Annotated in this window: 21 protein-coding genes; all 21 read right to left on the bottom strand. The window is 37.3% G+C overall.

Annotated elements, in window-relative coordinates; genetic code table 11:
• Nucleotides 1–18: 18 nt before the first annotated feature.
• A complete protein-coding gene (gene mutL, locus L6W14_RS05410; RefSeq protein WP_237899724.1) occupies nucleotides 19–1,881 on the bottom strand; it encodes a DNA mismatch repair endonuclease MutL in 1,863 nt (620 codons plus the stop codon).
• A gap of 15 nt (nucleotides 1,882–1,896) precedes the next feature.
• The gene (gene mutS / locus L6W14_RS05405) at nucleotides 1,897–4,467 is read right to left on the bottom strand and encodes a DNA mismatch repair protein MutS (RefSeq protein ID WP_131521833.1); all 2,571 of its coding nucleotides are present in this window, start codon (nucleotides 4,465–4,467) and stop codon (nucleotides 1,897–1,899) included.
• Between the two features lie 128 nt (nucleotides 4,468–4,595).
• Nucleotides 4,596–5,249, bottom strand: coding sequence for an outer spore coat protein CotE (cotE, locus tag L6W14_RS05400; RefSeq protein ID WP_175400709.1), 654 nt, complete (start codon nucleotides 5,247–5,249; stop codon nucleotides 4,596–4,598).
• Between the two features lie 134 nt (nucleotides 5,250–5,383).
• Entirely contained in the window at nucleotides 5,384–5,821 is a 438-nt protein-coding gene (locus tag L6W14_RS05395) for a YlbF/YmcA family competence regulator (RefSeq protein WP_048391473.1), read from the bottom strand.
• A complete protein-coding gene (gene miaB / locus L6W14_RS05390) occupies nucleotides 5,822–7,366 on the bottom strand; it encodes a tRNA (N6-isopentenyl adenosine(37)-C2)-methylthiotransferase MiaB (protein WP_048391476.1) in 1,545 nt (514 codons plus the stop codon).
• Nucleotides 7,367–7,570: 204 nt separating this feature from the next.
• Nucleotides 7,571–8,839, bottom strand: coding sequence for a carboxylate--amine ligase (locus tag L6W14_RS05385; protein WP_237899722.1), 1,269 nt, complete (start codon nucleotides 8,837–8,839; stop codon nucleotides 7,571–7,573).
• A gap of 115 nt (nucleotides 8,840–8,954) precedes the next feature.
• Nucleotides 8,955–9,965 carry a histidinol phosphate phosphatase domain-containing protein gene (locus L6W14_RS05380; protein WP_131521835.1) on the bottom strand — a complete coding sequence of 337 codons (1,011 nt, stop codon included), beginning with the start codon at nucleotides 9,963–9,965 and terminating at the stop codon, nucleotides 8,955–8,957.
• Nucleotides 9,962–10,747 carry a DeoR/GlpR family DNA-binding transcription regulator gene (locus L6W14_RS05375; RefSeq protein ID WP_237899715.1) on the bottom strand — a complete coding sequence of 262 codons (786 nt, stop codon included), beginning with the start codon at nucleotides 10,745–10,747 and terminating at the stop codon, nucleotides 9,962–9,964. The genes L6W14_RS05380 and L6W14_RS05375 overlap by 4 nt, the downstream gene beginning before the upstream one ends.
• Complete coding sequence (locus L6W14_RS05370) at nucleotides 10,744–11,745, bottom strand: ABC transporter ATP-binding protein (RefSeq protein ID WP_131521837.1); 1,002 nt, start codon at nucleotides 11,743–11,745, stop codon at nucleotides 10,744–10,746. The genes L6W14_RS05375 and L6W14_RS05370 overlap by 4 nt, the downstream gene beginning before the upstream one ends.
• The gene (locus L6W14_RS05365; RefSeq protein ID WP_131521838.1) at nucleotides 11,742–12,527 is read right to left on the bottom strand and encodes an ABC transporter permease; all 786 of its coding nucleotides are present in this window, start codon (nucleotides 12,525–12,527) and stop codon (nucleotides 11,742–11,744) included. The genes L6W14_RS05370 and L6W14_RS05365 overlap by 4 nt, the downstream gene beginning before the upstream one ends.
• Entirely contained in the window at nucleotides 12,524–13,369 is an 846-nt protein-coding gene (locus L6W14_RS05360; protein ID WP_237899713.1) for an ABC transporter permease, read from the bottom strand. The genes L6W14_RS05365 and L6W14_RS05360 overlap by 4 nt, the downstream gene beginning before the upstream one ends.
• A 72-nt stretch (nucleotides 13,370–13,441) precedes the next feature.
• On the bottom strand, nucleotides 13,442–14,278 hold the full coding sequence (locus L6W14_RS05355) for an alkaline phosphatase family protein (RefSeq protein ID WP_237899711.1): 837 nt from the start codon (nucleotides 14,276–14,278) through the stop codon (nucleotides 13,442–13,444).
• Complete coding sequence (locus L6W14_RS05350) at nucleotides 14,268–15,356, bottom strand: ABC transporter substrate-binding protein (RefSeq protein ID WP_131521841.1); 1,089 nt, start codon at nucleotides 15,354–15,356, stop codon at nucleotides 14,268–14,270. Before L6W14_RS05350 ends, L6W14_RS05355 begins: the two co-directional genes overlap by 11 nt.
• Before the next feature lie 234 nt (nucleotides 15,357–15,590).
• Nucleotides 15,591–15,968 carry an ELKS/Rab6-interacting/CAST family protein gene (locus L6W14_RS05345; RefSeq protein WP_227744978.1) on the bottom strand — a complete coding sequence of 126 codons (378 nt, stop codon included), beginning with the start codon at nucleotides 15,966–15,968 and terminating at the stop codon, nucleotides 15,591–15,593.
• A 72-nt stretch (nucleotides 15,969–16,040) separates the two neighbouring features.
• Nucleotides 16,041–16,559: a hypothetical protein gene (locus L6W14_RS05340; protein ID WP_237899701.1), complete on the bottom strand. Its 519-nt coding sequence runs from the start codon at nucleotides 16,557–16,559 to the stop codon at nucleotides 16,041–16,043.
• 12 nt (nucleotides 16,560–16,571) lie between these two features.
• Nucleotides 16,572–17,789 carry an aminopeptidase gene (locus L6W14_RS05335; RefSeq protein ID WP_131521843.1) on the bottom strand — a complete coding sequence of 406 codons (1,218 nt, stop codon included), beginning with the start codon at nucleotides 17,787–17,789 and terminating at the stop codon, nucleotides 16,572–16,574.
• A gap of 28 nt (nucleotides 17,790–17,817) precedes the next feature.
• Nucleotides 17,818–18,570, bottom strand: coding sequence for an ABC transporter permease (locus tag L6W14_RS05330; protein WP_131521844.1), 753 nt, complete (start codon nucleotides 18,568–18,570; stop codon nucleotides 17,818–17,820).
• Nucleotides 18,571–18,573: 3 nt separating this feature from the next.
• A complete protein-coding gene (locus tag L6W14_RS05325; RefSeq protein WP_237899700.1) occupies nucleotides 18,574–19,512 on the bottom strand; it encodes an ABC transporter ATP-binding protein in 939 nt (312 codons plus the stop codon).
• 456 nt (nucleotides 19,513–19,968) lie between these two features.
• Entirely contained in the window at nucleotides 19,969–20,565 is a 597-nt protein-coding gene (locus tag L6W14_RS05320) for a TetR/AcrR family transcriptional regulator (RefSeq protein ID WP_131521846.1), read from the bottom strand.
• Between the two features lie 190 nt (nucleotides 20,566–20,755).
• Complete coding sequence (locus L6W14_RS05315; RefSeq protein ID WP_237899697.1) at nucleotides 20,756–22,135, bottom strand: sensor histidine kinase; 1,380 nt, start codon at nucleotides 22,133–22,135, stop codon at nucleotides 20,756–20,758.
• Complete coding sequence (locus L6W14_RS05310; protein ID WP_103117599.1) at nucleotides 22,123–22,785, bottom strand: response regulator transcription factor; 663 nt, start codon at nucleotides 22,783–22,785, stop codon at nucleotides 22,123–22,125. The genes L6W14_RS05315 and L6W14_RS05310 overlap by 13 nt, the downstream gene beginning before the upstream one ends.
• Between the last annotated feature and the right edge of the window lie 5 nt (nucleotides 22,786–22,790).

Genomic DNA, 22,790 nt, shown 5'->3' with positions numbered 1-22,790 from the left:
CCATTTTCCCCCTCTCCCTTACATAACCCGTTTAAACATTTTTTCCACTTCATATGATGTAAAGTGAATAAGCACTGGACGTCCGTGTGGGCATGTAAATGGATTATCTGCATTGCGTAAATCTCGTAGCAATGTTTCCATTTGCTCTTTTGTTAAATAATGATTGGCTTTGATTGACTTTTTACAGCTCATCATAATTGCGGCTGCCTCACGTAGTTTTTTGATATCAGCCTTTTTAGTTGTCAACACCTGTTCAATTAAATCCTCAATGATTTCCTGTTCCTCCCCTTGTGGGAACCAACTCGGATGCTCACGTACAACAAAAGATGACTGTCCAAATTCCTCTAAAAATACGCCTACAGCTTCTAATTCATGCCTGTGTTCTCGTAAGATCAGTGCTTCATCGGCTGCATAATGGAATGTTAGTGGTAACAATAATGCCTGACGTTCATGAGGATTAACTTGACCGACTTTTTCACGGAAGAATTCGTATTTAATACGTTCCTGAGCAGCATGCTGATCAATTAAATAAAAACCATCCTCCATTTGTGCGACAATGTATGTGCCATGGATTTGTCCCACTACTTCGAGTTCAGGAAAGGGTTCCTTCGTAGGCATCTCTTCCAATATTTCCGACTGTGCAGCTATTGTTACTTCATCAATTGTTTCAGCCTCTATTTGTGGTGTAGGCTGCCAACTTTCCTCTAGAACCGTAAAAATTGGCTTAGGCTCATCTATTTGTTCAAGATTGTTTTCTTGAATGGTTTGGGCATCATATAATTTTTCTACGATAGCATTCATTTTCTCCACATCAATCTTCGGAGCAGGCTTCCAAATGTTTAATTGCTCAGTAGCTGGTTTAACTATTTTTTCTTTCTTTTCCATTTGTGGGACTCGAATAATGTTGCGTATTGTTTCACGAATGGTTTCCTCTATTAACTTCAAAAGCTCAGCCTCTTTACTTAAACGAATTTGATGTTTTGCAGGATGCACATTCACGTCTGTTAAGTAAGGATCACCCTCTATATATAGAACAACTATTGGGAAGCGCTCGATAGGTAAATACGTATGGTAAGCATCCACAATGGCCTTTTGTACTAAATAATGCTTGACCCAACGACCATTAACAAATAGAGTCATATAATTTTTAGAAGCACGTGTTACCTCTGGTAAGGATACAAAGCCAGAAATTCGATAATCATGTGACTCGCCTTGGAATGACACCATTTTCTTCGCATTATGTATTCCATAAATAGCTGCTAGCACTTGTTGTACATCTCCTCGGCCATTTGTTTGCAGTAGTTGTTGACCATTATGCAATAATCTGAATGCTATTTGTGGGTTACCAAGTGCGAGGCGATTCATCAGGTCTATTGTATGTCCTAGTTCGGTTTGAATGGTTTTCATATATTTTAAACGGGCAGGTGTATTAAAGAATAGCTGGGAGACTGTTAAATCAGTCCCTTTACGTAACGGACCAGGTTTATGAGTGAGGATATGTCCACCTTCAAGTTCTAAATGTGTTCCAGATTCACCATTTGATGTAATCAATGTCATTTTAGAAACAGAGGCAATGGATGCTAAAGCCTCACCACGGAAGCCAAGTGTTCGAATACGAAATAAATCATGTTCCTGATGAATTTTACTAGTAGCATGACGAGAGAATGACATTAGTGCATCCTCTTCATCCATACCGCTACCATTATCTATTACTTGAATAGAAGTGAGACCTGCTTCTAGTAAAAAAACATCAATGGACGTACCCCCAGCATCAATAGCATTTTCCACTAGCTCTTTGACAACAGAAGCTGGCCTCTCTACTACCTCTCCTGCTGCGATTTTATTGGATAGCCATTCGTCCATAATTTGTATGTTTCCCACTAACGTATCACTCCTTTATTTTTTAGCGTTCACTAGCTCTTGCTGTAGCTCATATAAAATATTCATTGCCTGCATCGGTGAAGTACCTAGAATATTTACCTTTTCTAATTTCTTTAGCACCTTTGTCTCGGCTGGGGAAATCGGTTCGTCTTCTGTAAATAAAGACATCTGTATTGGTTGTTCAGCTATCACCTGTGTTTCGGCAACTACTTCTTTCCCTGCCTCAAAGTTCTCAAGTAATACACGTGCTCTAGCTAAAATTTCCTCAGGTAATTGAGCAAGCTGTGCCACATGTATACCATAGGATTTATCAGCCGCTCCTTTTTTCACCTTATGCAGGAAAACGACCGTACCATTTTTTTCAGTGGCTGAAACATGGACATTTTGTAAACGTGGCAAATCCTTTTCAAGTGCTGTCAATTCATGATAATGCGTAGAAAATAACGTATTGGCTCCTATTTTGTCATGAATATATTCCATCATTGATTGTGCCAAGCTCATACCATCATAGGTCGATGTTCCACGTCCAATTTCATCAAATAGCATTAAGCTATTTTTTGTTGCATGCATAATAGCATGTTGCGATTCAAGCATCTCCACCATAAATGTAGATTGTCCTGCCGCTAAATCATCAGCCGCCCCAATCCGAGTAAAAATTTGATCGGTAATTGGTAGCTTTGCTTTTTCAGCAGGTACATAACAGCCCATTTGTGCCATAACAACAATTAATGCTACTTGACGCATATAGGTACTTTTACCAGACATATTCGGCCCTGTAATAAGCATCATATTATTCTGCTCTTCTAGCACACAATCGTTTGGTACATACATTTGCTTATTCAGCATTTTTTCAACGACAGGATGGCGTCCTTCTATAATTTTAAGGGCACGTCCACCATGAAATTCTGGTTTCGTAAATCGATATTTTTCTGAGACGCTTGCAAAGCTTAGTAAGACATCCAATTCACTAATGCTTGCAGCCAGTGCTTGGACACGCGGAATATAAGCTTTTAATACATCACGAATTTCTACAAACAGGTTGTACTCTAATGTTAAGCTTTCTTCTTCAGCATTTAAAATCAATGCTTCTTTTTCTTTTAGTTCCTGTGTAATATAGCGTTCCGCATTCGCCAGTGTTTGTTTTCGCTCATAGCGAGTTAAATCTGCTAAATGAATATTTGATTTTGTAATTTCTATATAGTAACCAAAAATGCGATTATAGCCTATTTTTAAATTTTTAATACCCGTTTTCACACGTTCTTCTTGTTCCAGTTGGGCAATCCAATCCTTACCATTACGAGCGGCATAGCGAAGTTCGTCTAAGCGTTCGTTATACCCGTCACGGATAACATCCCCTTCTTTAATGGTAATAGGGGGATTGTCTGTAATCGCTTTTGCTAATAATGCCTCGACATCTGAGCATGTATCAAGTTCCGCACCTAATTGCTGTAATGTTTCTTTATTTGACCCCATCAACTGCTGTTGAATAGTCGGCACTTGGCGTAAAGAATCACGCAATTGGGCTAAATCTCGTCCACCCACATTGCCAAAAGCAACACGACCAGCCAAACGCTCTAAATCATATACTTGTTTTAAGGATGCTTGAAGCTCTGTTCGTACAAAATATTCTTCCAATAAATCCGTAACAATCGCTAGTCTAGCCTCTATTGCTGAACGTGTGGCAAGCGGTTGGTGTAGCCATTGCTTTAATTTTCGCCCACCCATCGCTGTCACGGTGTCATCTAATAGCCATAAGAGTGTACCTTTTTGATCGCCACCACGAATCGATTGAATCAGCTCTAAATTGCGCTTTGAGCTTGAATCAATGCGTAAATAATTTTTAATTTCATTAAACGTGAATGCCTGAATATGTGATAAAGACCTCATTTGCGTTTGGTCAATATAAGCTAACAATCGAAGACACGCAATTTGTAACGGTTTTGGTACAGCTTCTAGATAACTTGCTGCTTTGTCTATAGGCATTTCATTCACTTCAATTGAAAGTACGATCCCGGCATTGACGGCATGCTCTGCTAATAATAGCTGCAAACTATCCGTTACAATCAGCTCTCGAATTCCGTAAGCCTGCATTTGCATTAATAAGGCTTTTCCATCGCCTTCAATAGAAGATGCTACTGCCTCACCTGTGGATAAATCTAAATAAGCATAGCCAAATGTTGTGTCATCTAATTGCTCTGCCGCTCCAATAAAATGATTAGATTTACCATCAAGAGCCTTCCCTTCCATAATTGTTCCTGGTGTGATAAGCTGAACAACTTCACGTTTGACCACACCTTTTGCTTGCTTTGGATCTTCTGTTTGTTCACAAATAGCCACTTTATAGCCTTTTTGCACAAGTGTTTCAATATAATTTTTAGCCGAATGATGCGGCACACCGCACATTGGTATTCGCTCTTTTGCGCCTGCATCTCGGCTTGTTAATGTAATTTCTAAAATTTGTGAGGCATTGATTGCGTCCTCAAAAAACATTTCATAAAAGTCACCTAATCTAAAAAATAAAAAGGCATCTTTGTAATCTTCCTTTACCTGTAGATACTGTTGCATCATTGGTGTATATGTTGTCATATCACTATTTACCTCGCTCTTGCCTTATAGATATATTTATTATAACAAAAGATACATGCGAAACGCTTTATTCACCTTTTTTAAGATGCTAGCATTTCGCATGTATCAAAATATGATGTTTTTTAGACTTATCTTGGTCGTTCATCAGGAAACGATGAAGACTCTAACACATACCTGCCTTCTCCTTCAGGACTTGAAGAGGAGCTAGAACTAGAGCTTGATGAGGATGAAGATGAACTTTCATCATTAAGGCTCCAATCTTCTTCATAGTCTAGTGGATGGACACTAATACAAATTGTTGTTTCACCCATTACCTCAACAACTACTTCACGTTCCACTACAATTTCAAACTTTGTACCACATGGAGAGATAATCGCTTCAATACAATTTGGTTCTTGTATCACACGTACACGAACATCATCACCAACGCTAATTTCACCGTCTCGATAGTGAAGCTTCACTTTGTCTTTATAGTGAATCGTTTCAGAAAACACAGCTGTTTTCGAATGATTACTATAGGCATACCAAACATTGACATCAAATTTCCCTGTTACTTCTACAAATTTCCCGACTCTTTTTGCAGAGCAAGTGTGATTGATTACCCAGCACCCTAAAATACTTGTCGGTTTATTTGTTGGTGATAATGTTACACGTTCTTCCGTTCTCTTCTTCCCTTTGGCAACTACTGCTTTCGTCACGATTTGTCGTAAACGTTTCAGCGCAATTCCTCCTTCGACTCTTTTCACTCCATCATATGCAGGTAGCGCCCATTGGGTGAACATATATTTTTAGAGAATGAAATGGATCATTTAAAACTTTTCGATGAGAGGTCTATTATAGCAGCTGAATGCTTCAATAGAAGAAGACGTAAAAAAAGCTCGAATGACAGCATTCGAGCTTTGATTTCTATAATCTGTTAAGAGCAGCTACCTGGTTGACTATTTTCTACGTATGAACCCGTTTCACCACGAAGAACATCGCCACCAGTTGAGCGAATAATTTCATTTGTAACATTATTTGCGATCGTATTTGAAACAAGTTGCAATAAATCATTCACATCGCCTTGTGATTCTTTAAATTGTTGCACAACTGGGATGGCATTAATTTCTTCCTCGATTTTAGCAATTTTATCTTCAATCATTTTTAATGCTTTTTCTTTCCCTAGGTGTTGGAAATTAACCGCTTGTTTTTGTAAGCTTTTTAAGCTTGCAATACGTTCACGTACTTGTTGATTTTCGTTAATTTGCGCTTCTGCCTTTTTGAAAAATTCAACCTCTGGCGTATTTGCAATCATATGTGCAATTTCATGTGATTTTTTAATTAAATCTTCTTTTGTATATAAGACTTGTGTCATTTATGCTTCCACCTTTTCATTTTTTACGACTTCCACAAATTCACCAGTAAGTGAATAGGATGTAGTCTCTGTTATTTTTACTTTCACTAATTGACCAATTACTTCTGCTGGTGCTTTGAAGTTAACTAAACGATTTTTCCTCGTATAGCCCGCTAACACATCGTCGCGTCGTTTACTTGTGCCTTCAACTAATACTTCGACAACCTGACCATTTAAACGCTCTAACGCTTTGCGAGAGTATTCACCCACCACTTCATTTAAACGTTGAAGACGCTCTTTTTTCACCTCTTCAGGTACATTGTCAATCATTTTTGCAGCTGGTGTACCTTCACGCGGCGAATAAATATACGTAAAGGCTGCGTCAAAGCCAACTTCACGGTATAAGGACAATGTTTCCTCAAACTGTTCCTCTGTTTCATTCGGATAGCCAACGATAATATCTGTTGTTAAGGTTACTTCAGGTATTGCCGCTTTAATTCTATCCACTAAACCAAGGAAATGCTCGCGTGTGTATTTACGCGCCATAATTTTTAGCACGTCATTCGAGCCAGATTGTACTGGTAAATGGATATGCTCCACTAAGTTGCCACGCTTTGCAAGAACTTCGATTAAATGATCATCAAAGTCACGTGGATGACTCGTTGTAAATCGAATCCGCGGAATATCGATCTTTCTTAATTCATCCATTAAATCGCCAAGACGATAATCAATATCCTCAAAATCTTTACCGTAAGCGTTGACATTTTGCCCCAATAACATAATCTCTTTGTAGCCCGCTGCCGCTAGCTCACGAACTTCAGCAATGATTTCCTCTGGTCGGCGACTGCGCTCTTTACCACGTGTATATGGAACGATACAATACGTACAGAATTTATCGCAACCATACATAATATTAACCCAAGCCTTAATGGAGCCAAGACGTTTCTTCGGCAGATTTTCAATGACATCGCCTTCTTTAGACCAAACCTCTATGACCATTTCTTTTGACATGTAGGCTTCTTTTAAAATGTTTGGCAGACGGTGAATATTGTGTGTACCAAACACCATATCAACATGTGGGTAGCTTCTTAAAATTTTATTAACCACAGATTCCTCTTGCGACATACAGCCACAAACCCCTATTAGCATCTCAGGGTTTTTTCGTTTATATTTCAGCAGGAAACCAAGTTCTCCAAATACTTTGTTTTCTGCATTTTCACGAATAGCACATGTATTTAGCAAGACAACGTCAGCCTCTTCAATCACCTCTGTTGGTGTGTAGCCTAGCTGCATAAAAATCCCGGCCATTACTTCTGTGTCATGCTCATTCATTTGGCAGCCATAAGTACGAATATAGAAGGTGCGATCTTTGCCCATTCCTGCGAACTCTTCTGCAATGCTAAAATCCTTATGATACTTCACATCTTCTTTCCCACGTTTTTTAGCATCTTTTAAGGATGGAGCTGTAAAGACCCTCTCAAAATATTTACTATAATCCTTTTCAGGCTTGTCTTCTTTTTTTGGTTGATTGACTTGTTGATTAGCTAAGCGTTGTTCCTCATTCATCGCAATCAGGTAACTCCTTTCAAACGAAATCCATGCACTTGAATTCCCATTTTATTATTATACTGAATAGTTGATACTTCCTACAAGGTTTGCGCCTCAAATGTCGAGGTTTCGACTTAATTATATGAAGATAGGCGTAATTATCCATCAGCTCTGGCGTTCTATCCTGAAAGTTTTAATGTCCTATCCATGCGTTCACATTTGCTAACTATTGCTCTTATTAAAATACTTGCTGTATTTTATCTGTAAATATGAATGATACAATTTCAGCTTTATCCAACGCTTGATATTCATATCTTCTTTATATAGTAATGCATCCGTGTATTGCCCTTCTTTCATTAATTGCTTTGCTTCTATTTTTAATTTTTCATTCTTCATGTATTTAAATAGTGTTTTTGAAGGAAGTAGTGACCATACATGCTTCGTCTGGACATATGTTCGTTCATGATTAACCTGGTATAAATAATCATCCACCACATATTGCATTAAATTATACCCGCTTGCGGTCACATAGTAGCTTGAAGCCCCTGCTCGCAAATTCATTTCAAAAAGCTTGTATTTCCCGTCCCTTGCATCATATTTCATATCAAAATTAGCAAAGCCCGTATAGCCGATGTCCTCTAAAAAATGCCGAATGGATTCCATTAGCTGTTCATCATAATCGGTCATAACAGCTAAAGAAATACCTTTGTTTTGTGGAGATGGATCTTCGAGTAGCTTGTTGCTAAGACACATTAATTTTACTTTTCGATCTCTTCCTACATATACATCTAGAACACGGATATAGGAATCGTCGCCTGGAATAAATTCTTGAACGATTAAGGTGTCTTGATAGCTAGAACGATAAATACAGCGAATGATGTGCTGCATCTCATGTGCATCGTGCACTAGATATATTTTTTTCTTTTCAGGAAAGGAACAGTTCGTATAGGCCACGGTATTGGAGGGTTTAATAATAATGGGATACTGGATTGGAATTTCTCTATTTGAATGATGTTCCTTTGTTATAATGATGGTTTTGGGGTATTTTAACTGATATTTATCACAAAGCCTGTAGAACTTCTCCTTTGTTTGCACCCTATTTAGTAATGCCTGATCAATGTAAGGTAAAATAAAGTACTTTTCAAGCTGCTCTTTATTTTCAATGATAAGCTCTGCATAGTAGCAGTCACAAACTAATAAAATCAATTTCTTTTGTTGGCACTGCATGGCCAATCCCACTAGCGCTTGTACAAAACGGGTAGGATCATCTAAATGTTCAACGTATTGAAAATCCAGAATACCGCTATTCTGCGTGGCAATTCCCTGTGAGCCTTTCAAAAGGAGTGAGCGCATCGTCCTCCCTTTTTTTGCTGGCTCAATGACAAGACTTTTCATGCGGTAGGCTGCATAAAATGAGCGGGCTACCCCGTATGCATGCTGACCCGATTGTATAATAATAGGTAAAAAGGGTTGTTCTTTAATAGATGTCAATCTGAATCGCCTCACATTATAAAAATGAATTTAATCATTTGTATGCGAGTAAAATTGTACTTATGTAATACGAATAAAAGGCACTACATTGAAGCTTTAGTGCCCTTTACTCAACCTATAACGTCATCATTTTTTTCACTCGCTGTTCAAAGGAGGCAATAGCTTGAACGCCATAACCCTTTAGCAGCTCTGTATTGGCAAATGTATATTTACCTAAATCATCTGGGAAATGTGCATCAGAGGATACAGTAAAAGCAACTCCATGCTCAAGTAAGATTTGTAAAAAACGAGGACCCGGGCACATTTCCTGTACAGGGTAACGATAATACAGCCCGGCATTGATTTCAGTGGCGGTTTCAGTAGACGTTAGTGCCTTTGCAATACGTTTATACCAAACTTCAAGAAACGTACGATCCTCCACCTGATAATTAAATACTTTAAAATTATCTAAATGAGCAACAAAATCAAACATATTGGATTGAATCATTTTCTCTACTGCTTTAAAAAAACGCTCATAATTTTGTTGTAAAGAGGGTTGATCCATTTGCTCAAAAAGATATTGTGTTTGTGGATTATCAAAGCCCCACCCATCAACAAAATGAACAGAACCAATTACATAATCCCAAGGATAGCCTGCTAGTAAAGCCGTTAATTCCTCCTCTCCACCAATAAAATAATCTGCCTCTATACCAAGTCTCAGTGTAATGCCATGTTGACGCCACTTTTCCTTCGCCTGCTGAATGGTCGTCACAAAAGTATCCATATTTTCTGTCATCACACGATCCAGCCAATAGCGCTGAATTTGCCCAATTTCACTATCATCCAGCCTCATAAAGCGCTCAAAATAGGCACGCGTTTGTTGAAATCGATATAAGTGATCGACAATCCCCACCTCACGTAAGCCAAGCTGCTTTGCCTGTTCGAGATATAAATCCAACCATTCCTCACTATAACAGCCATTTTTCACACGCCTTGCTAGCCGCTGTAAATGACAAGTTATTTGTTGTTTGGAGCCTTTTTCCGTTTCATCATCCGAATGAAAAAACTCCAGTGCCTGCGATGTACGCTCTAGCCAGCGAAATGAATAAGGTCCCTCTTCTAAATGTACGTGATAATCAATTGTCATCCACTCTTCCCTCCATTACATATCGTCCATTTTTCCTCATACGCCTGCCATTCTAATGGACAAGTGCTTTCGCAAAGAATTTCTGTACATTCATCAAGATGACAGATTTGAAAAAATGATTTGCCATTAATTTTAGATGCATCGGCTAATAAATAACTCACTTTGCTATGTTTGAGCATTTTCTTTGAAATAAGAGATTCATCCAAATCGTAATCATAAACAATGCCCTCACTCATGCCACCACACGATAAAAAAGCCTTATCAAAATTCATATTATCTAGCATTTCTAACGTCATAGCACCTGCAACAGAAGATTGTTTTGGATTCGCCGTGCCTCCTAGTAATATGACCTTGCCTGTCATGCGTCGTTCTTCTATGGCTAAATTAAATTGAATAGCTGCTGCAATTGAATTCGTTACAACCGTTATATCTTCCACAGCTAGTAAAAAATCGGCTATATGTACTGTTGTAGTACCTGTATCTACTGCAATAGTATCGCCGTCGCAAATGCGTTTTGCAGCAATACGAGCAATTTGTCTCTTTGCGTCCTTGTGCATTTGTAGCTTGCGTAAAAATACCGGTTCATTACGTACATTCGTATATTTAATAGCCCCGCCATGAACTCTTGTTAATAAATGCTGTTGTTCTAATTCATCAAAGTCTCGGCGAATTGTTTCTGGTGCTACCTGAAGGGCATCGGCAATATTGGCAACAATAATTTTTCCTTCAGAATCTAATTCTTTTAAAATAAATTCAAATCTTTCCAGTTTAGCGTAAGTCATGATAGCGCAATCACATCTTCTTGTGCGACATAACACTTATAGGATTTTCCCATTTCAATCGAATTCCCTTGTTGATGCAGTTGTTCCATTGTAAACGCCATTTCTCCTTCAAACGTAGTACGAATAATATTGCCGCTCATTAATGATTGTTTGGCAACCCCAAAGAGACATAAGTCCCCATCTCGTTGATCGAGATGTAACGCCTCAGGTCGTATAGCAAATTTCGTGGCTTGCTCTATTAAAGATGCTCCAAGCATTTTTTCTAAAGTTTGGCGTGGAAAAACATTATAATGACCGATAAAATTAGCAATAAATTCATTATTTGGTTTCGTATAGATTTCCGTTGGCGTACCATTTTGGGCAATGCTGCCATTATTCATGACAAATATTCTATCCGAAACAGCCATTGCCTCCTCCTGATCATGTGTAACTAGAATCATTGTCATATTTAATTTTCGCTGAATTGCTCGTAAATCTGCTTGAAGTTTTTTGCGAATTTGAGCATCGAGCGCACTAAGCGGCTCATCTAATAGCAGTACTTTAGGTCGGACAATTAATGCACGAGCTAGAGCAACACGCTGCTGTTGACCTCCCGATAATTCTTTCGGATACGCATTAGCTTTCTCACTTAGATGAACAAGCGCTAGCATTTCATGAACACGCTGCTCTATATCTGCCTTATTAACTTTTTGCATACGCAAACCAAAAGCAACATTTTCGAGCACAGTCATATTAGGAAAAAGTGCATAGGATTGAAAGACCATACCCACTTGACGATCCTTCGGTTGTACGCCACTCATATTTTTTCCTTCAATCAAAATCTTACCTGCCGATGCATCTGTTAAGCCTGCAACAATACGCAAAATCGTACTCTTTCCACAGCCACTAGGACCTAATAGTGTGATAAATTCTCCTTTTTGAATTTCCATATGAATATTGGTTAAAACAGATACTTGTCCATATTTTTTATGAAGCCCTTCAATAACAAGATAACTCATAGATTTGTAGCACCTTTCGATCGTTTCGTTACGATAGCAATGATGAATGTTAAAAGACCCATTAGCACGAGATAGATGAAAACAACAGCACTAGCAATATGTCCACTTGTGCTAAGCTTTTTCATTAAATAAATTTGAACGGTTTCAAAGCGAGAACCTACAACAAGATTAATTAAGACAAACTCACCAAATAAGACAGAGAAGGATAACAATGCCCCCGCAAATAAGCCTGGATAAACGGTAGGCAGTAAAATTTTTGTGAATGCCTGCCTTTTGGTTGCGCCTAGTAATTGAGCGGCATCAAGTAGCTGCCTCGCATCTATATTTCTTAAACTATTTCGTGTACCTTGATAGATATAAGGAAGAATTCCCACAACATAGGCACCTAAAACAACAAATATCATCGGTATACCTATTTGGCTATAAACGCGTATAAGCCCTACAGCTAAAATGATTCCTGGAAAAGAATACACCATCACCACTGCCATCTGTATCCATTTTTCATATCTTGGAAAGTATAGGATGATGACGAAAATGGCTGGCACAATGACAAGGAGTGCAATGCTAACTGCCCCCCCTGCTAAAAATACTGAACGACCAAATGCCTGAATAAAATCGGTATCCTGAAACAATGTGGAAAGCCATTTTAGTGTGAGTCCTTCTGGCAATATCGTTTTATTCCATTTTGTTGCAAACGCATAGAGCATTGTTGCTAACACAGGTAATAGTAAATATCCCACGAGCAGAAGGAAAAAGAAATCAGCCAAACCACGCTTTTTCATTTTACTTTCCTCCTTGTTTTAGAGATGCTCCACTCACTGATCAGCATGGCCGTCACCATTGTCACTGCTAATATAACTGCAATGGCACTGGCTAGCTCTGGCTGAGCAAAAATATCACCTTTTATTAAGGAGCCGATACGAATCGCCACTAAATTATAATTACTACTTGTTAATGCATAAGCAGAGGCATACGCGCCCATTGCATTGGCGAACAATACACTAAAGGTTCCCACAATTCCTGGGAGCATAACAGGGAGACCAATTTTCATCCAAAACTGCCAGCTAGATGCACCAAGAAGGGCTGCCGCCTCCTTCCACTGTTGCTGAATTCCATCATAAATGGGATATAGCAGCATTAGTGATAATGGCAGCTGAAAGTAAATGTAAATAAGTAACAAACCGCTCCAACTGTATAATGAAAAGGATGTCAACGCCTCAATATCCCATTTGTCAAATAACAATGTAAATAAACCACTATTGCCAAGTAAAACGATAAAAGCAAATGCTAGCGGAATACCTGAAAAATTGGAGGTTAAGTTCGTAAGTATTAAAATCTTCTCCCGTACTGGCTCTGAAAACTTCATCATGGCATAAACTGCAAACAAGGTGATAAATAACGCAATCATAGCTGAGATAACAGATAAAGTAATACTATTTTTAAAACCTTGAAGAATGTAGTCGTTCGTCAAAATTGATTCATACTGCTTCAGAGTAAAGCCCTCACTATTTTGAAAGCTGGTAATAAGCATATATAGGAGCGGTACTAAGAAAAACAATAATAGTAATACAAGAAAAGGTGAAAGCCAAGCAATGGATTGCCGCTTCGATATCAACACACTCACTTCTTTCTATAAATGACTTGCGGCTCATGGGGATAATAGCCGCTCCTTATAATGAGAGCGACTACTATATAATTAAACCTCTTTTGCTGTAAACACACCGTCTAATAGGAGTGGCACCATATCTTCAGCAGGCTTAATATTTAATAAATGACAGCACAGTGGTGCAACTTGTAATTGGGAAATAACGCCTTCTTTTATACCAGCCTTTACTGCATCTGAAATGACAAATAGCGGGACATGACGATCCTCATGTGTTGTACCGCCATGATTACCATCTCTTGTCATGCCATGATCAGCCGTAACGATAACCTCATAGCCCAGCGCCATACACTTTGGAATAAACAAGGATAGTAAAGCATCCATTGCTAAAACTCGATTGCGATATTGAGCAGAATCTGCCGTAAATTTGTGACCATCATCATCAACATTCATTGGATGAATATACAGAAAATCAGGCTGCTTTTGAGCCATTAACCATGCTGCATCGGCAAATACATGACTATCTGGATAATGATCCTCAAAATAGAACATACCATTGTCAATTGGTAAATGTGTATCGAGTTGTAGCCTGTCCTCCATATGATTAAATGGCGCTCTATTATAAAGCTCACTCACCCAATAATAGGCGGAGGCTGCTGTAGTTAAACCATGCTCCTTTGCGATATGAAAGACACTTTGCCCTTTCGATAAACGCACTGTCATATTGCTGGTAACGCCATGTACAATAGGGGGTGTACCTGTTAAAATCGTCTCATACAATGGTCTTGATAAAGAAGGCACCTCTGAGCAAACCTTATAGCGAGCAGCTACCTGACGCTCGACTAAATGGTGCAAGAACCCCATATGTGTGCAGGCTGTGTCAAAGCGCAAGGCATCGATAACAATGAGAACCACTTTGTTATTTTGCATGGATTAACACCTGCTCTTGATAGAGTTGAGGGATTTGCTTTGTTGTATCTTCCCATTTCTTTTGGTCTTTAACAGGTTGTGCATTCGTATACATATCAGCAGGTAATAGTAAATCTTTTACATCCTGTGGTAATTTCACTCCGTCCCGAATTGGACGCGCATAGCCTTTTGCTAAATTTTCTTGACCTGCATCAGATAAAATATATTCACGTGCTAGCATGGCAGCATGTGGGTTTTTGGCATATTTATTAATTACCGTTGCATAACCAGAAGTGACAGATCCCTCCTTAGGTATCACTACATCAAAGCGGTCCTCATCAATTTGATGACGATAACCTAATGCATTAAAGTCCCATAAGATCGCAACATCTATTTCACCTTTTTCTAGGTTTGCTACTGATGGATCTCCCTGTAGACGTCCTTGCTTCGCTAATTCAGCAAAGAAATCTATACCTGGCTGGATGTTGGACTCATCTCCACCAAATGCCATAGCCGCTGCTAAGATGGCAAACTGTGCTTGGTTAGCTGTTAATGCATCCCCAATACTTACTGTGTAATCTCCATTTTTTAGGTCTTCCCATGATGTTGGAGCATTCTTCACATTATTTTTATCTGTCAAAAAAGAAATGGTTCCTGTATAGCCAACAATCCAGTGTCCCTCATCATCTTTAGCCCAATCAGGTATTTCATCCCAATAAGACGTTTTGTATGATAATGTTAAGCCCTTGTCCTTAGCGATTGGTCCAAAAGCAATCCCGACATCTCCAATATCTGCCGTAGCATCATCCTTCTCTGCTTCAAACTTCGCTAACTCCTCTGCACTCGACATGTCCGTATCCTTGTGTTTGATGCTATATTCGGTCCCGAGTTCCTCCCAGGTTTCTACCCAGTTCGCCCATGTATCTGGCATACCGACAGAATGAACAGTGCCCTCTTCCTTTGCTTTTTCTGTAATGTCCTCAAGCGATAAATCCTTGTTTACCTCATTTGCACTAGATGAACTGTCAGAACAAGCTGCCAACATGGAAATAGCTAATGCACCAATTAGACCTTTTTTCCACAGTTTTTGAATTGCCATGTGTTGGACCCTCCATTTGTTTTGCTTTATTTTTATTTGCTTACAAACGTTATGTTATAAAACAAACATTAAGCAAGTATGGAGGTGTTAAGAATATTTAGTAAAAATTATTGAGGAATTATAAATATCTATGAATTTAATGAATAAATGAAGTAGGCTTGTAAAGCTAGCGGGGGAAGATAAGAAAAATCTAAGTATGTGTACGTTTGCTTTACAGACGTACACATACTTAGATTATTTGGAGAGACCTAAAAAATCAGCATATGTATGCGGCTCATTTTCCTTGAGAATTGTTAAAAATGTAAATGCCAATTGCACAACTGACCACCATCTCATATTGTAGGACATTTCAAAACGAGAGGGCTCTAATGAAAAGACATCTTGAAAAATATCTAACGGTTCTATTTGCTCATCCTTTAAAATGGATAGAAAGCCAAGAAATAACGTATGATCTTTAACCTCAATCAATTTGTCCTCTACAAGAGCATCAATATTTTCAGGGTGTTGAAAATTACATTGTGTAGCTACATAACGTTCTAAATCCTGAGCACGCTTTCGGTCTTCACGTTCCTTTTTTTTTGCAATAAAATCAATGACGTTATTCACGTACATCGCCTCTTTTTTTCTTTTATTGTAGCATTTTTTATAGAAACATTGCCTGAAATAGCCCTTTATCCATTCCGTTTAAATGGTTTGTTTTTTATTAAATTCCTCTAAAAAAGTAGTCAATTTGTAAAATTCCACAGAGAAGACATCTTGCATTCCAAAATATCCTTCTTTTTCATCTATAATAGTGGCAAACTTTTTATAAAGACGGTGAATATAGCCATGATGGCGATAAGCATAAAATTGGACTTCCTTCACTTCTGGGTGTTCTTCTAAAATATGTTTTAGCATTTGTAGAAAACCCTTAACAAAGGATCGAGTATTTTGATATTCTTTCTTTAAAAGTGCGCAATCAATAAAAACGATATGTTTATTTTTAAATTGATCTTCTCTTACACCCAATGTATAGCTTGCTGCAGCAAATACTTCCTCGTGTATATTTTGAAAGAGAAGCAGATTTGTTTCCTCTATCATGACATATAAACTACCAAGTGTATCTAAAATCGGATACATATCATCAAATATATTTCTATTTTGCAAAAAGAAAACAGCGAATTTTTCATAATCCTTATCAGTCTTACACTGCACTATTTCCATTCATCTTCCCCCTTATTTCGTTACCCACTTACCATTTACTAAAATCGCTTCGGCAGTACCGTCCTCACGTATTCCATTAACCTGCAAGTTTTGTGAGCCTATCATAAAATCAATATGGATCATACTATTATTTATGTTTTCTAAGTTTAAACCGTCTTCTTTCAAGCCTGAAGTATAGGCTTGCCCAAAGGCTAAATGACTGGATGCATTCTCGTCGAATAAATTATGATAAAACAGTAGATTGCTCGCAGAGATTGCAGAATCATGAGGAACCAATGCAACTTCACCTATATATCTAGCACCCTCGTCCTTGTGAAGAATACTTTGTAATGCATCCATCCCTTTTTCTGCAAAGAAATCTATAATTTCTCCATCTTTAAATGTAAGTGTAAATTGATCAATGATCTGCCCTTCATAAACTAATGGCTTTGTACTTTTGACTATTCCATTTACCCCTCTTTTGAGTGGTGTTGTATAAATTTCTTCAGTTGGCATATTACAAATAAATGAGCTTCCCTTGTCATTCGTTTCCAGGCCATTTACCCAACGATGATTTTGTGGTAGTTCTATTTTTAAATTTGTGTCTTCGCTAATGAAATGTAAATAACGGAAATACTTTTCATTCAAGAACGTGGCTGTTTTATTTAATGTTTCAACATGCTTTTCCCAGGCTTGTAGTGGGCTCTCTTCATTTAATCTGAGTATTTCAAAAAACTTTTCCCATAATTCCTCAAGAGCATTTTTGGGCTCTAAATCAGGGAAAATAGATGCTGCCCATTGCTCCGTCGGATAAACAATAACAGTCCAACTAACTTCCATTCCAATCAATCTTTCGGTAAAAGAACGAAAAGCAAGTGCAGAAGCATACTCTGCTTTTTCTACCTTTACAGGGTCTATTCCCTCCATATTTTGCAAGTGGGGTGAAATAATATAAAGAAAAGCAGCACCACTACTCGCCATTTCTTCATACCCCTTCACAAGCCAATCTGGTGTATAGGCTAAGCCTTGCTCTGTCATATATTCAAATTCAATTCGAGCAAGCTCTTCATCAATCCACTTTATATAAACATAATGTGCACCATTGAGATAGGCATGTCGGCAAACCCTCCGAACAAAATCGGCAGCAGCTATCGAGGCAGAAATCACTAAAGTCTGTCCTTGTTGAATATTAATACCTATTTTTATGACCAATTCAGCATACTGCTCTATCTTAGTTTCAAAAGTTTTCATTATAAATTTAACTCCCTATTCAAATAATTTATTGAACACGCCAATGTATTTTTTTACTGATCAATAGATAAGAAATACAGGAAAAAATAAGTAAGATAAGAACATCTATGTATGTAGAATTGGTCCATCCAACAGTTAACATACCGTGTAATACATTCGCTACATATGTTGTAGGTAACACGTAGGAAATCCACTGCAGAACGATGGGAAGGTCTTTCAGTTCAATCATAACTGGTGTTAAGAAAGTAACAAACATCAACAAAAATTGCGCTACAATATTTGTAAATTGAGGATTTGGAGATAAAAAACCCATTAATACACCAATGCCTACTACACTAAAAATCGCCAATAAAGCAACTGGTAGTAGAAGCCACTCAAAATGAAGATTCACCCCATAAATTTGCTGACCAAATGTAAATACAATGACAAAAGATGGTAAGGAAGTTAAAATTCCATAAAATAATAAAGATAGTATAAAATTAACCTTTCGAATGGGAAGAGACGAGTAATATGTAAAGTAGCCCCCAAATTTTTGATACGAGATATCCTGCCCTAAAATATTCATCCCCATTAATAGAATACTAAAAATCATATTACCGATAATTAATCGTGCTAATTGTTCAGAGCTAGATTCACCCAGTAAAAATTCGAGAAAAACTAAAGTAACTATTGGGAAAATGGAAGACATTGCAATAATCCATAATAATTGATGCCTTACAATAGCTATTTGTATACGAAATAAAATAAGTAATTCAACAAAGAATTGACTAAAGGCATTCATTAACTATTCACTCCTTTGCTGTTCTTGAAGTAATGAATAGACATCTTCTAGACTCGGTGGAAATAGAGAGTATTGGCTAATGCTCAACGTCTCATCCTGTATTATTTCAACAATAGTACGAACCATATTTTTCTCGATTAATATCGTGAGTTTTGTATCCTCTACTAATTCTGCTTGTCCAAAAGCTTTCAGTCTGTCTTGGATATAGTGAATAGAGGCCTCCTGTGCATAAATTTCTAAACGCATTCTTTGGTCTACTCTTCTCTTTAGCTTTTCGACATGGTCAATGGCTAACAGCTTTCCGTTATCTATAACAGCTACACGATGAACAACTTTTTCAGCTTCCAAAATATTGTGAGTGACTAAAATAATTGTTGTACCCTTTTGGTTAAGCTCACGAATGATGTCCCATACTAATTTCCGTTTTAATGGATCCAACTCATTTGTAGGCTCATCCAAAATCATAACGGATGCCTGACCAATCAAAGTTGCTCCTAAACTAATGAGTCTTCTTTGACCACCCGAAAGCTTTGACAATAGCTTATCTCGATAAGCTTCCATGTCTAACCTCAGCAAAATATTATCTGTCTGTTGCTTCGACTCTTTTTTGGAAAGCCCCTTTAATCTACCCGTAAAATAAATGGCTTCCCATGTTTTTAAAAATGATAAAGCAAAAGTCTCCTGTGAATAATAGGCAATCTGTTTCAATACATACTTCGGATTCTTAGATACTTCTTGTTGATGAAATTTCACGGATCCCTCTGTTGGTGCTAACTGTCCTATCATTTGCTTTATCAGTGTCGTTTTTCCTGCGCCATTCGGTCCTAATAACCCAATTATTTCACCTTTATATATAGTCAGTGAAATGCCATTATTTGCTCTAAATTTACCTTTTTTATAGTAGAAAGTTACATTTTCTAATTCATATATTGGTTCAAGCATGGTAAACAGCCTTCCTGGTTAAATTTCAAAAGAGGAGGTCTGACTAAAAAGTCAGACCTTAAGGTAATAATTATTTACCGAAGGGCTTTGTATCCCCTTTTGGAAAATTAACTGGTGGTGGAAACATCATTATTTTTCACCTCACTTTCATTTTTTATTGAGTGAACAACCATCAGATAAGCTAATGATAATCACTACTTATTTTAGATTTTATATTACTCTGAAGTAATATACAACTAGAAAAATAGAAAAATCAGTATTTTCTTACTCTTAGATAATAGCATGATTTATTTTTAAATTCTTCTATCCATTAGACCATCTATTCATACCATTCTTTTCTGATATGTTGCTTCTACTAGTAAATTGAATCAATTGTAAAACAATAACTCATAAATAATATTTAATTAAAAAACAAGATGTTTACTTTCTTTGCCAATAGCATGATTATTTTGCAGATTATTCTTTAGGCAACATACCATCTACCAATAAATTCACAATATGTTGGGCTATCTCTTCTGGCTTTTTTTGCTTTGGCAGTAATTGAACAAATGTTAAGCGCTCAATAATACCTATTAAGCACTCTGCAACGATATGTGTATCTAAATCTTTCCGAAAGTAGCCAGCATCTACTTCATAATCCAGATTCTCTTTTATTTGCTTGACGATTTGTGCCTTTATTTCATCAGCCTTTGACGATAAAGATAATCCAATCCGTGTTAAATTTGGGTTCTTAGCAAAAAACGCTAATAATTCCTTAACGTTATGGATAATACGTTCTCTTACTGTTGCTTGCTCTAATGCAGGCTGTAAGCGGCTTTTTTTGGCTAAATCCATCATTCGTAAGCGAAAAAGATTTTCTAATTCTTCAAAAATGGCCTCTTTATTTTTAAAGTACAGATAAAAAGTAGGCTGACTTAATGATGCACTTTTTACTATAGTACTCACCTTCGTTTCATGATATCCATGCTGCGCAAACTCTTTCGCTGCAATTTCAAGTAATAATGCGCGACTTTCTTCTCCACTTGCGCCTTTAGGTCTACCTCTTTCTGCCATAAAAAAACTCCTCCATTTAAGTACCCTTAAAACTTTTTTCTATAAAAAAAGCCCTTTATAAGGATAGTTAGTTGTAAAACCTTACTTCCATTAAAAAGGACTAAATTTATTACTAGGGTAACATGAAGAACTTCATTAGGGCAATGACTTTAATCTCTGCCTGAAGTAAATTGGAAAAAATAAACTGCTACTACATCCTCATAACAGGAATAATGATTGTCACTTTTCCTCCACCCGTTATCGAATCATTAGCGAGTGTTATTACCCCATCATGCTTTTTAATGACTGACTCTGCAATATAAAGGCCCAAACCATGATGATTTGTTGTATTTCTACTTGGGTCTCCACGATAAAATTGTTTGGTAGCCTCTTTTAAATCTTTTGCTGAAAAACCAGTACCACTATCTTTCACAGTAAAATGAATAACATTCTCCTTTCCTTCAACAGATAAAGTGACTTTGCTGTTATTTGGTGTGTGCTCAACTGCATTGACAATCACATTTAATAGAGCCCGATAAAAAGGCTCTTCCTCTATCATAATGGAAGTAGGTAGCCTGATCTTTTCTACACTAACTTTAAGATTTTTTTCTAAAGCAAGAGCTTTCATTTGTTGTTCGACCTTTTGAATAAATAAATGCATGGCTACATTCGATTTTGATGTGACAACACCTTGCTCCACATTCGAAAGATCCATTAATTGCTTTGTGAACTTTTCAATTTCAACCGTATTTTTTAATATATAATGGTTAAATTCTTTTTGCATTTCATCTTGGGCAGTGTCCAATAAAAGTTCGGCATTTCCCCGAATAATCGTCAATGGGGTTTTCAGGTCATGTGCCAGTGCTGAAATTTGTTCTCTGCGCAATCTTTCTGCCTGCCATTGTTGTGTCAATGAAGTATTTAATGCTTCCTTCATTTGCTCAAAGGAAAGAGCAATATCATCAATTTCTCGAATCCCAGATGGTTTTAAATGAAAATCTAAATTTTGATGTTGGATTTTTTCAATAGCTTCTTGTAAACCCATCATTTTTTGTTTTAGTCTTCTGCCAAAATGAACAGCAAGTACTGCTGCTTGTACAACAACTCCAATAATAAAAACTAATAAAACCGTTAATTGCGGGTTAGGTAAATAATTTCTTATGATAGCAGAGCGATATTCAGGGACTAAACTATAGCGTAAAATACATATTTCTTGTCCGCGCTCAATAAATGCATAAAATTGAGAACTTCCTTGCTTCTCTCCCTTTTGTTTTAACTGCCATGCATAGGAAGCCTCTTCTTTTGTTAAATTGCCTGAAATAAACTCTCCCTGATTTGAAACCACTGCATATTCTACAAGATCAGGGATCATCTCGTCCGTTACCGAACTGCTTGTAGCAATACGATCTTTTGCTAAAGTGATTTGTGACTCTGCATAATTTGCAGGTAAAATAATATTAGCTGAAAAGGCAAACATAAATAGACCGATTAATAGTGCCACTAATAAAATGATACCTAAGCAAAGAAAGAATAAATATCTAAGGAAAAATGTATGAAGATGTGTTCCTTTCCTCGGTTTTATCGTCTCCATTTATAGCCGATCCCCCAAACGGTATCAATGACTTCTATGTCAAACGCATGTAGCTTTGACCGAATATTTTTGACATGCTCTGTTATCGCTGTACTGTCACTTTTACCATCAAACCCAAAAATCGTTTCGTATATTTGTTCTTTAGAAAAAACTTGCCCGCGATGACGTGCTAAAAATTCACATATTTCATACTCACTTTTAGTTAGCAGAACGCGCTCATTCTGAACAAACAATTCTTTACCAGAAAGATTAAAGTGAACTTTATCGCTATAAAGGATGTTCCGCTTCTCTCTGCTTTCCCGTCGGATATGCGCATTCACCCTTGCCCGTAGCTCTCCAATGCCAAATGGTTTAATCAAATAATCATCTGCGCCTAGGCCTAAACCATACATCACATCTTCTTCTAAGGATTTAGCTGTAAGAAAAAGAATAGGACAATCTACAGCATGCCTAATTTGCCCACACAATGTAAAGCCATCCATAATAGGCATCATCACATCAAGCAAAATTAAATCAAAGGAACCTAAATCCATCTTGCCTACTTCTGTCGGTTTAGACACAATGGTTACCAAGTGATTATCTTTATAAAGTGCATTTTTTATCAGCATTAAAATATCCACTTCATCATCCACTACTAATATATTTGCCATAATTC

Origin of the sequence: Lysinibacillus sp. ACHW1.5, assembly GCF_022014815.1 — a bacterium.
GTDB classification, from domain to species: domain Bacteria; phylum Bacillota; class Bacilli; order Bacillales_A; family Planococcaceae; genus Lysinibacillus; species Lysinibacillus capsici.
This window is presented reverse-complemented; position numbering and strand designations above follow the sequence as displayed.

Bases quoted from the DNA above. Each gene is read 5' to 3' on its own strand.
- mutS (WP_131521833.1), bottom strand. From the start codon at position 4,467: ATGACAACATATACACCAATGATGCAACAGTATCTACAGGTAAAGGAA.
- cotE (WP_175400709.1), bottom strand. From the start codon at position 5,249: ATGTTCACCCAATGGGCGCTACCTGCATATGATGGAGTGAAAAGAGTC.
- L6W14_RS05395 (WP_048391473.1), bottom strand. From the start codon at position 5,821: ATGACACAAGTCTTATATACAAAAGAAGATTTAATTAAAAAATCACAT.
- miaB (WP_048391476.1), bottom strand. From the start codon at position 7,366: ATGAATGAGGAACAACGCTTAGCTAATCAACAAGTCAATCAACCAAAA.
- L6W14_RS05380 (WP_131521835.1), bottom strand. From the start codon at position 9,965: ATGACAATTGATTATCACGTACATTTAGAAGAGGGACCTTATTCATTT.
- L6W14_RS05375 (WP_237899715.1), bottom strand. From the start codon at position 10,747: ATGACTTACGCTAAACTGGAAAGATTTGAATTTATTTTAAAAGAATTA.
- L6W14_RS05370 (WP_131521837.1), bottom strand. From the start codon at position 11,745: ATGAGTTATCTTGTTATTGAAGGGCTTCATAAAAAATATGGACAAGTA.
- L6W14_RS05365 (WP_131521838.1), bottom strand. From the start codon at position 12,527: ATGAAAAAGCGTGGTTTGGCTGATTTCTTTTTCCTTCTGCTCGTGGGA.
- L6W14_RS05355 (WP_237899711.1), bottom strand. From the start codon at position 14,278: ATGCAAAATAACAAAGTGGTTCTCATTGTTATCGATGCCTTGCGCTTT.
- L6W14_RS05350 (WP_131521841.1), bottom strand. From the start codon at position 15,356: ATGGCAATTCAAAAACTGTGGAAAAAAGGTCTAATTGGTGCATTAGCT.
- L6W14_RS05345 (WP_227744978.1), bottom strand. From the start codon at position 15,968: ATGTACGTGAATAACGTCATTGATTTTATTGCAAAAAAAAAGGAACGT.
- L6W14_RS05340 (WP_237899701.1), bottom strand. From the start codon at position 16,559: ATGGAAATAGTGCAGTGTAAGACTGATAAGGATTATGAAAAATTCGCT.
- L6W14_RS05335 (WP_131521843.1), bottom strand. From the start codon at position 17,789: ATGAAAACTTTTGAAACTAAGATAGAGCAGTATGCTGAATTGGTCATA.
- L6W14_RS05330 (WP_131521844.1), bottom strand. From the start codon at position 18,570: ATGAATGCCTTTAGTCAATTCTTTGTTGAATTACTTATTTTATTTCGT.
- L6W14_RS05325 (WP_237899700.1), bottom strand. From the start codon at position 19,512: ATGCTTGAACCAATATATGAATTAGAAAATGTAACTTTCTACTATAAA.
- L6W14_RS05320 (WP_131521846.1), bottom strand. From the start codon at position 20,565: ATGGCAGAAAGAGGTAGACCTAAAGGCGCAAGTGGAGAAGAAAGTCGC.
- L6W14_RS05315 (WP_237899697.1), bottom strand. From the start codon at position 22,135: ATGGAGACGATAAAACCGAGGAAAGGAACACATCTTCATACATTTTTC.
- L6W14_RS05310 (WP_103117599.1), bottom strand. From the start codon at position 22,785: ATGGCAAATATATTAGTAGTGGATGATGAAGTGGATATTTTAATGCTG.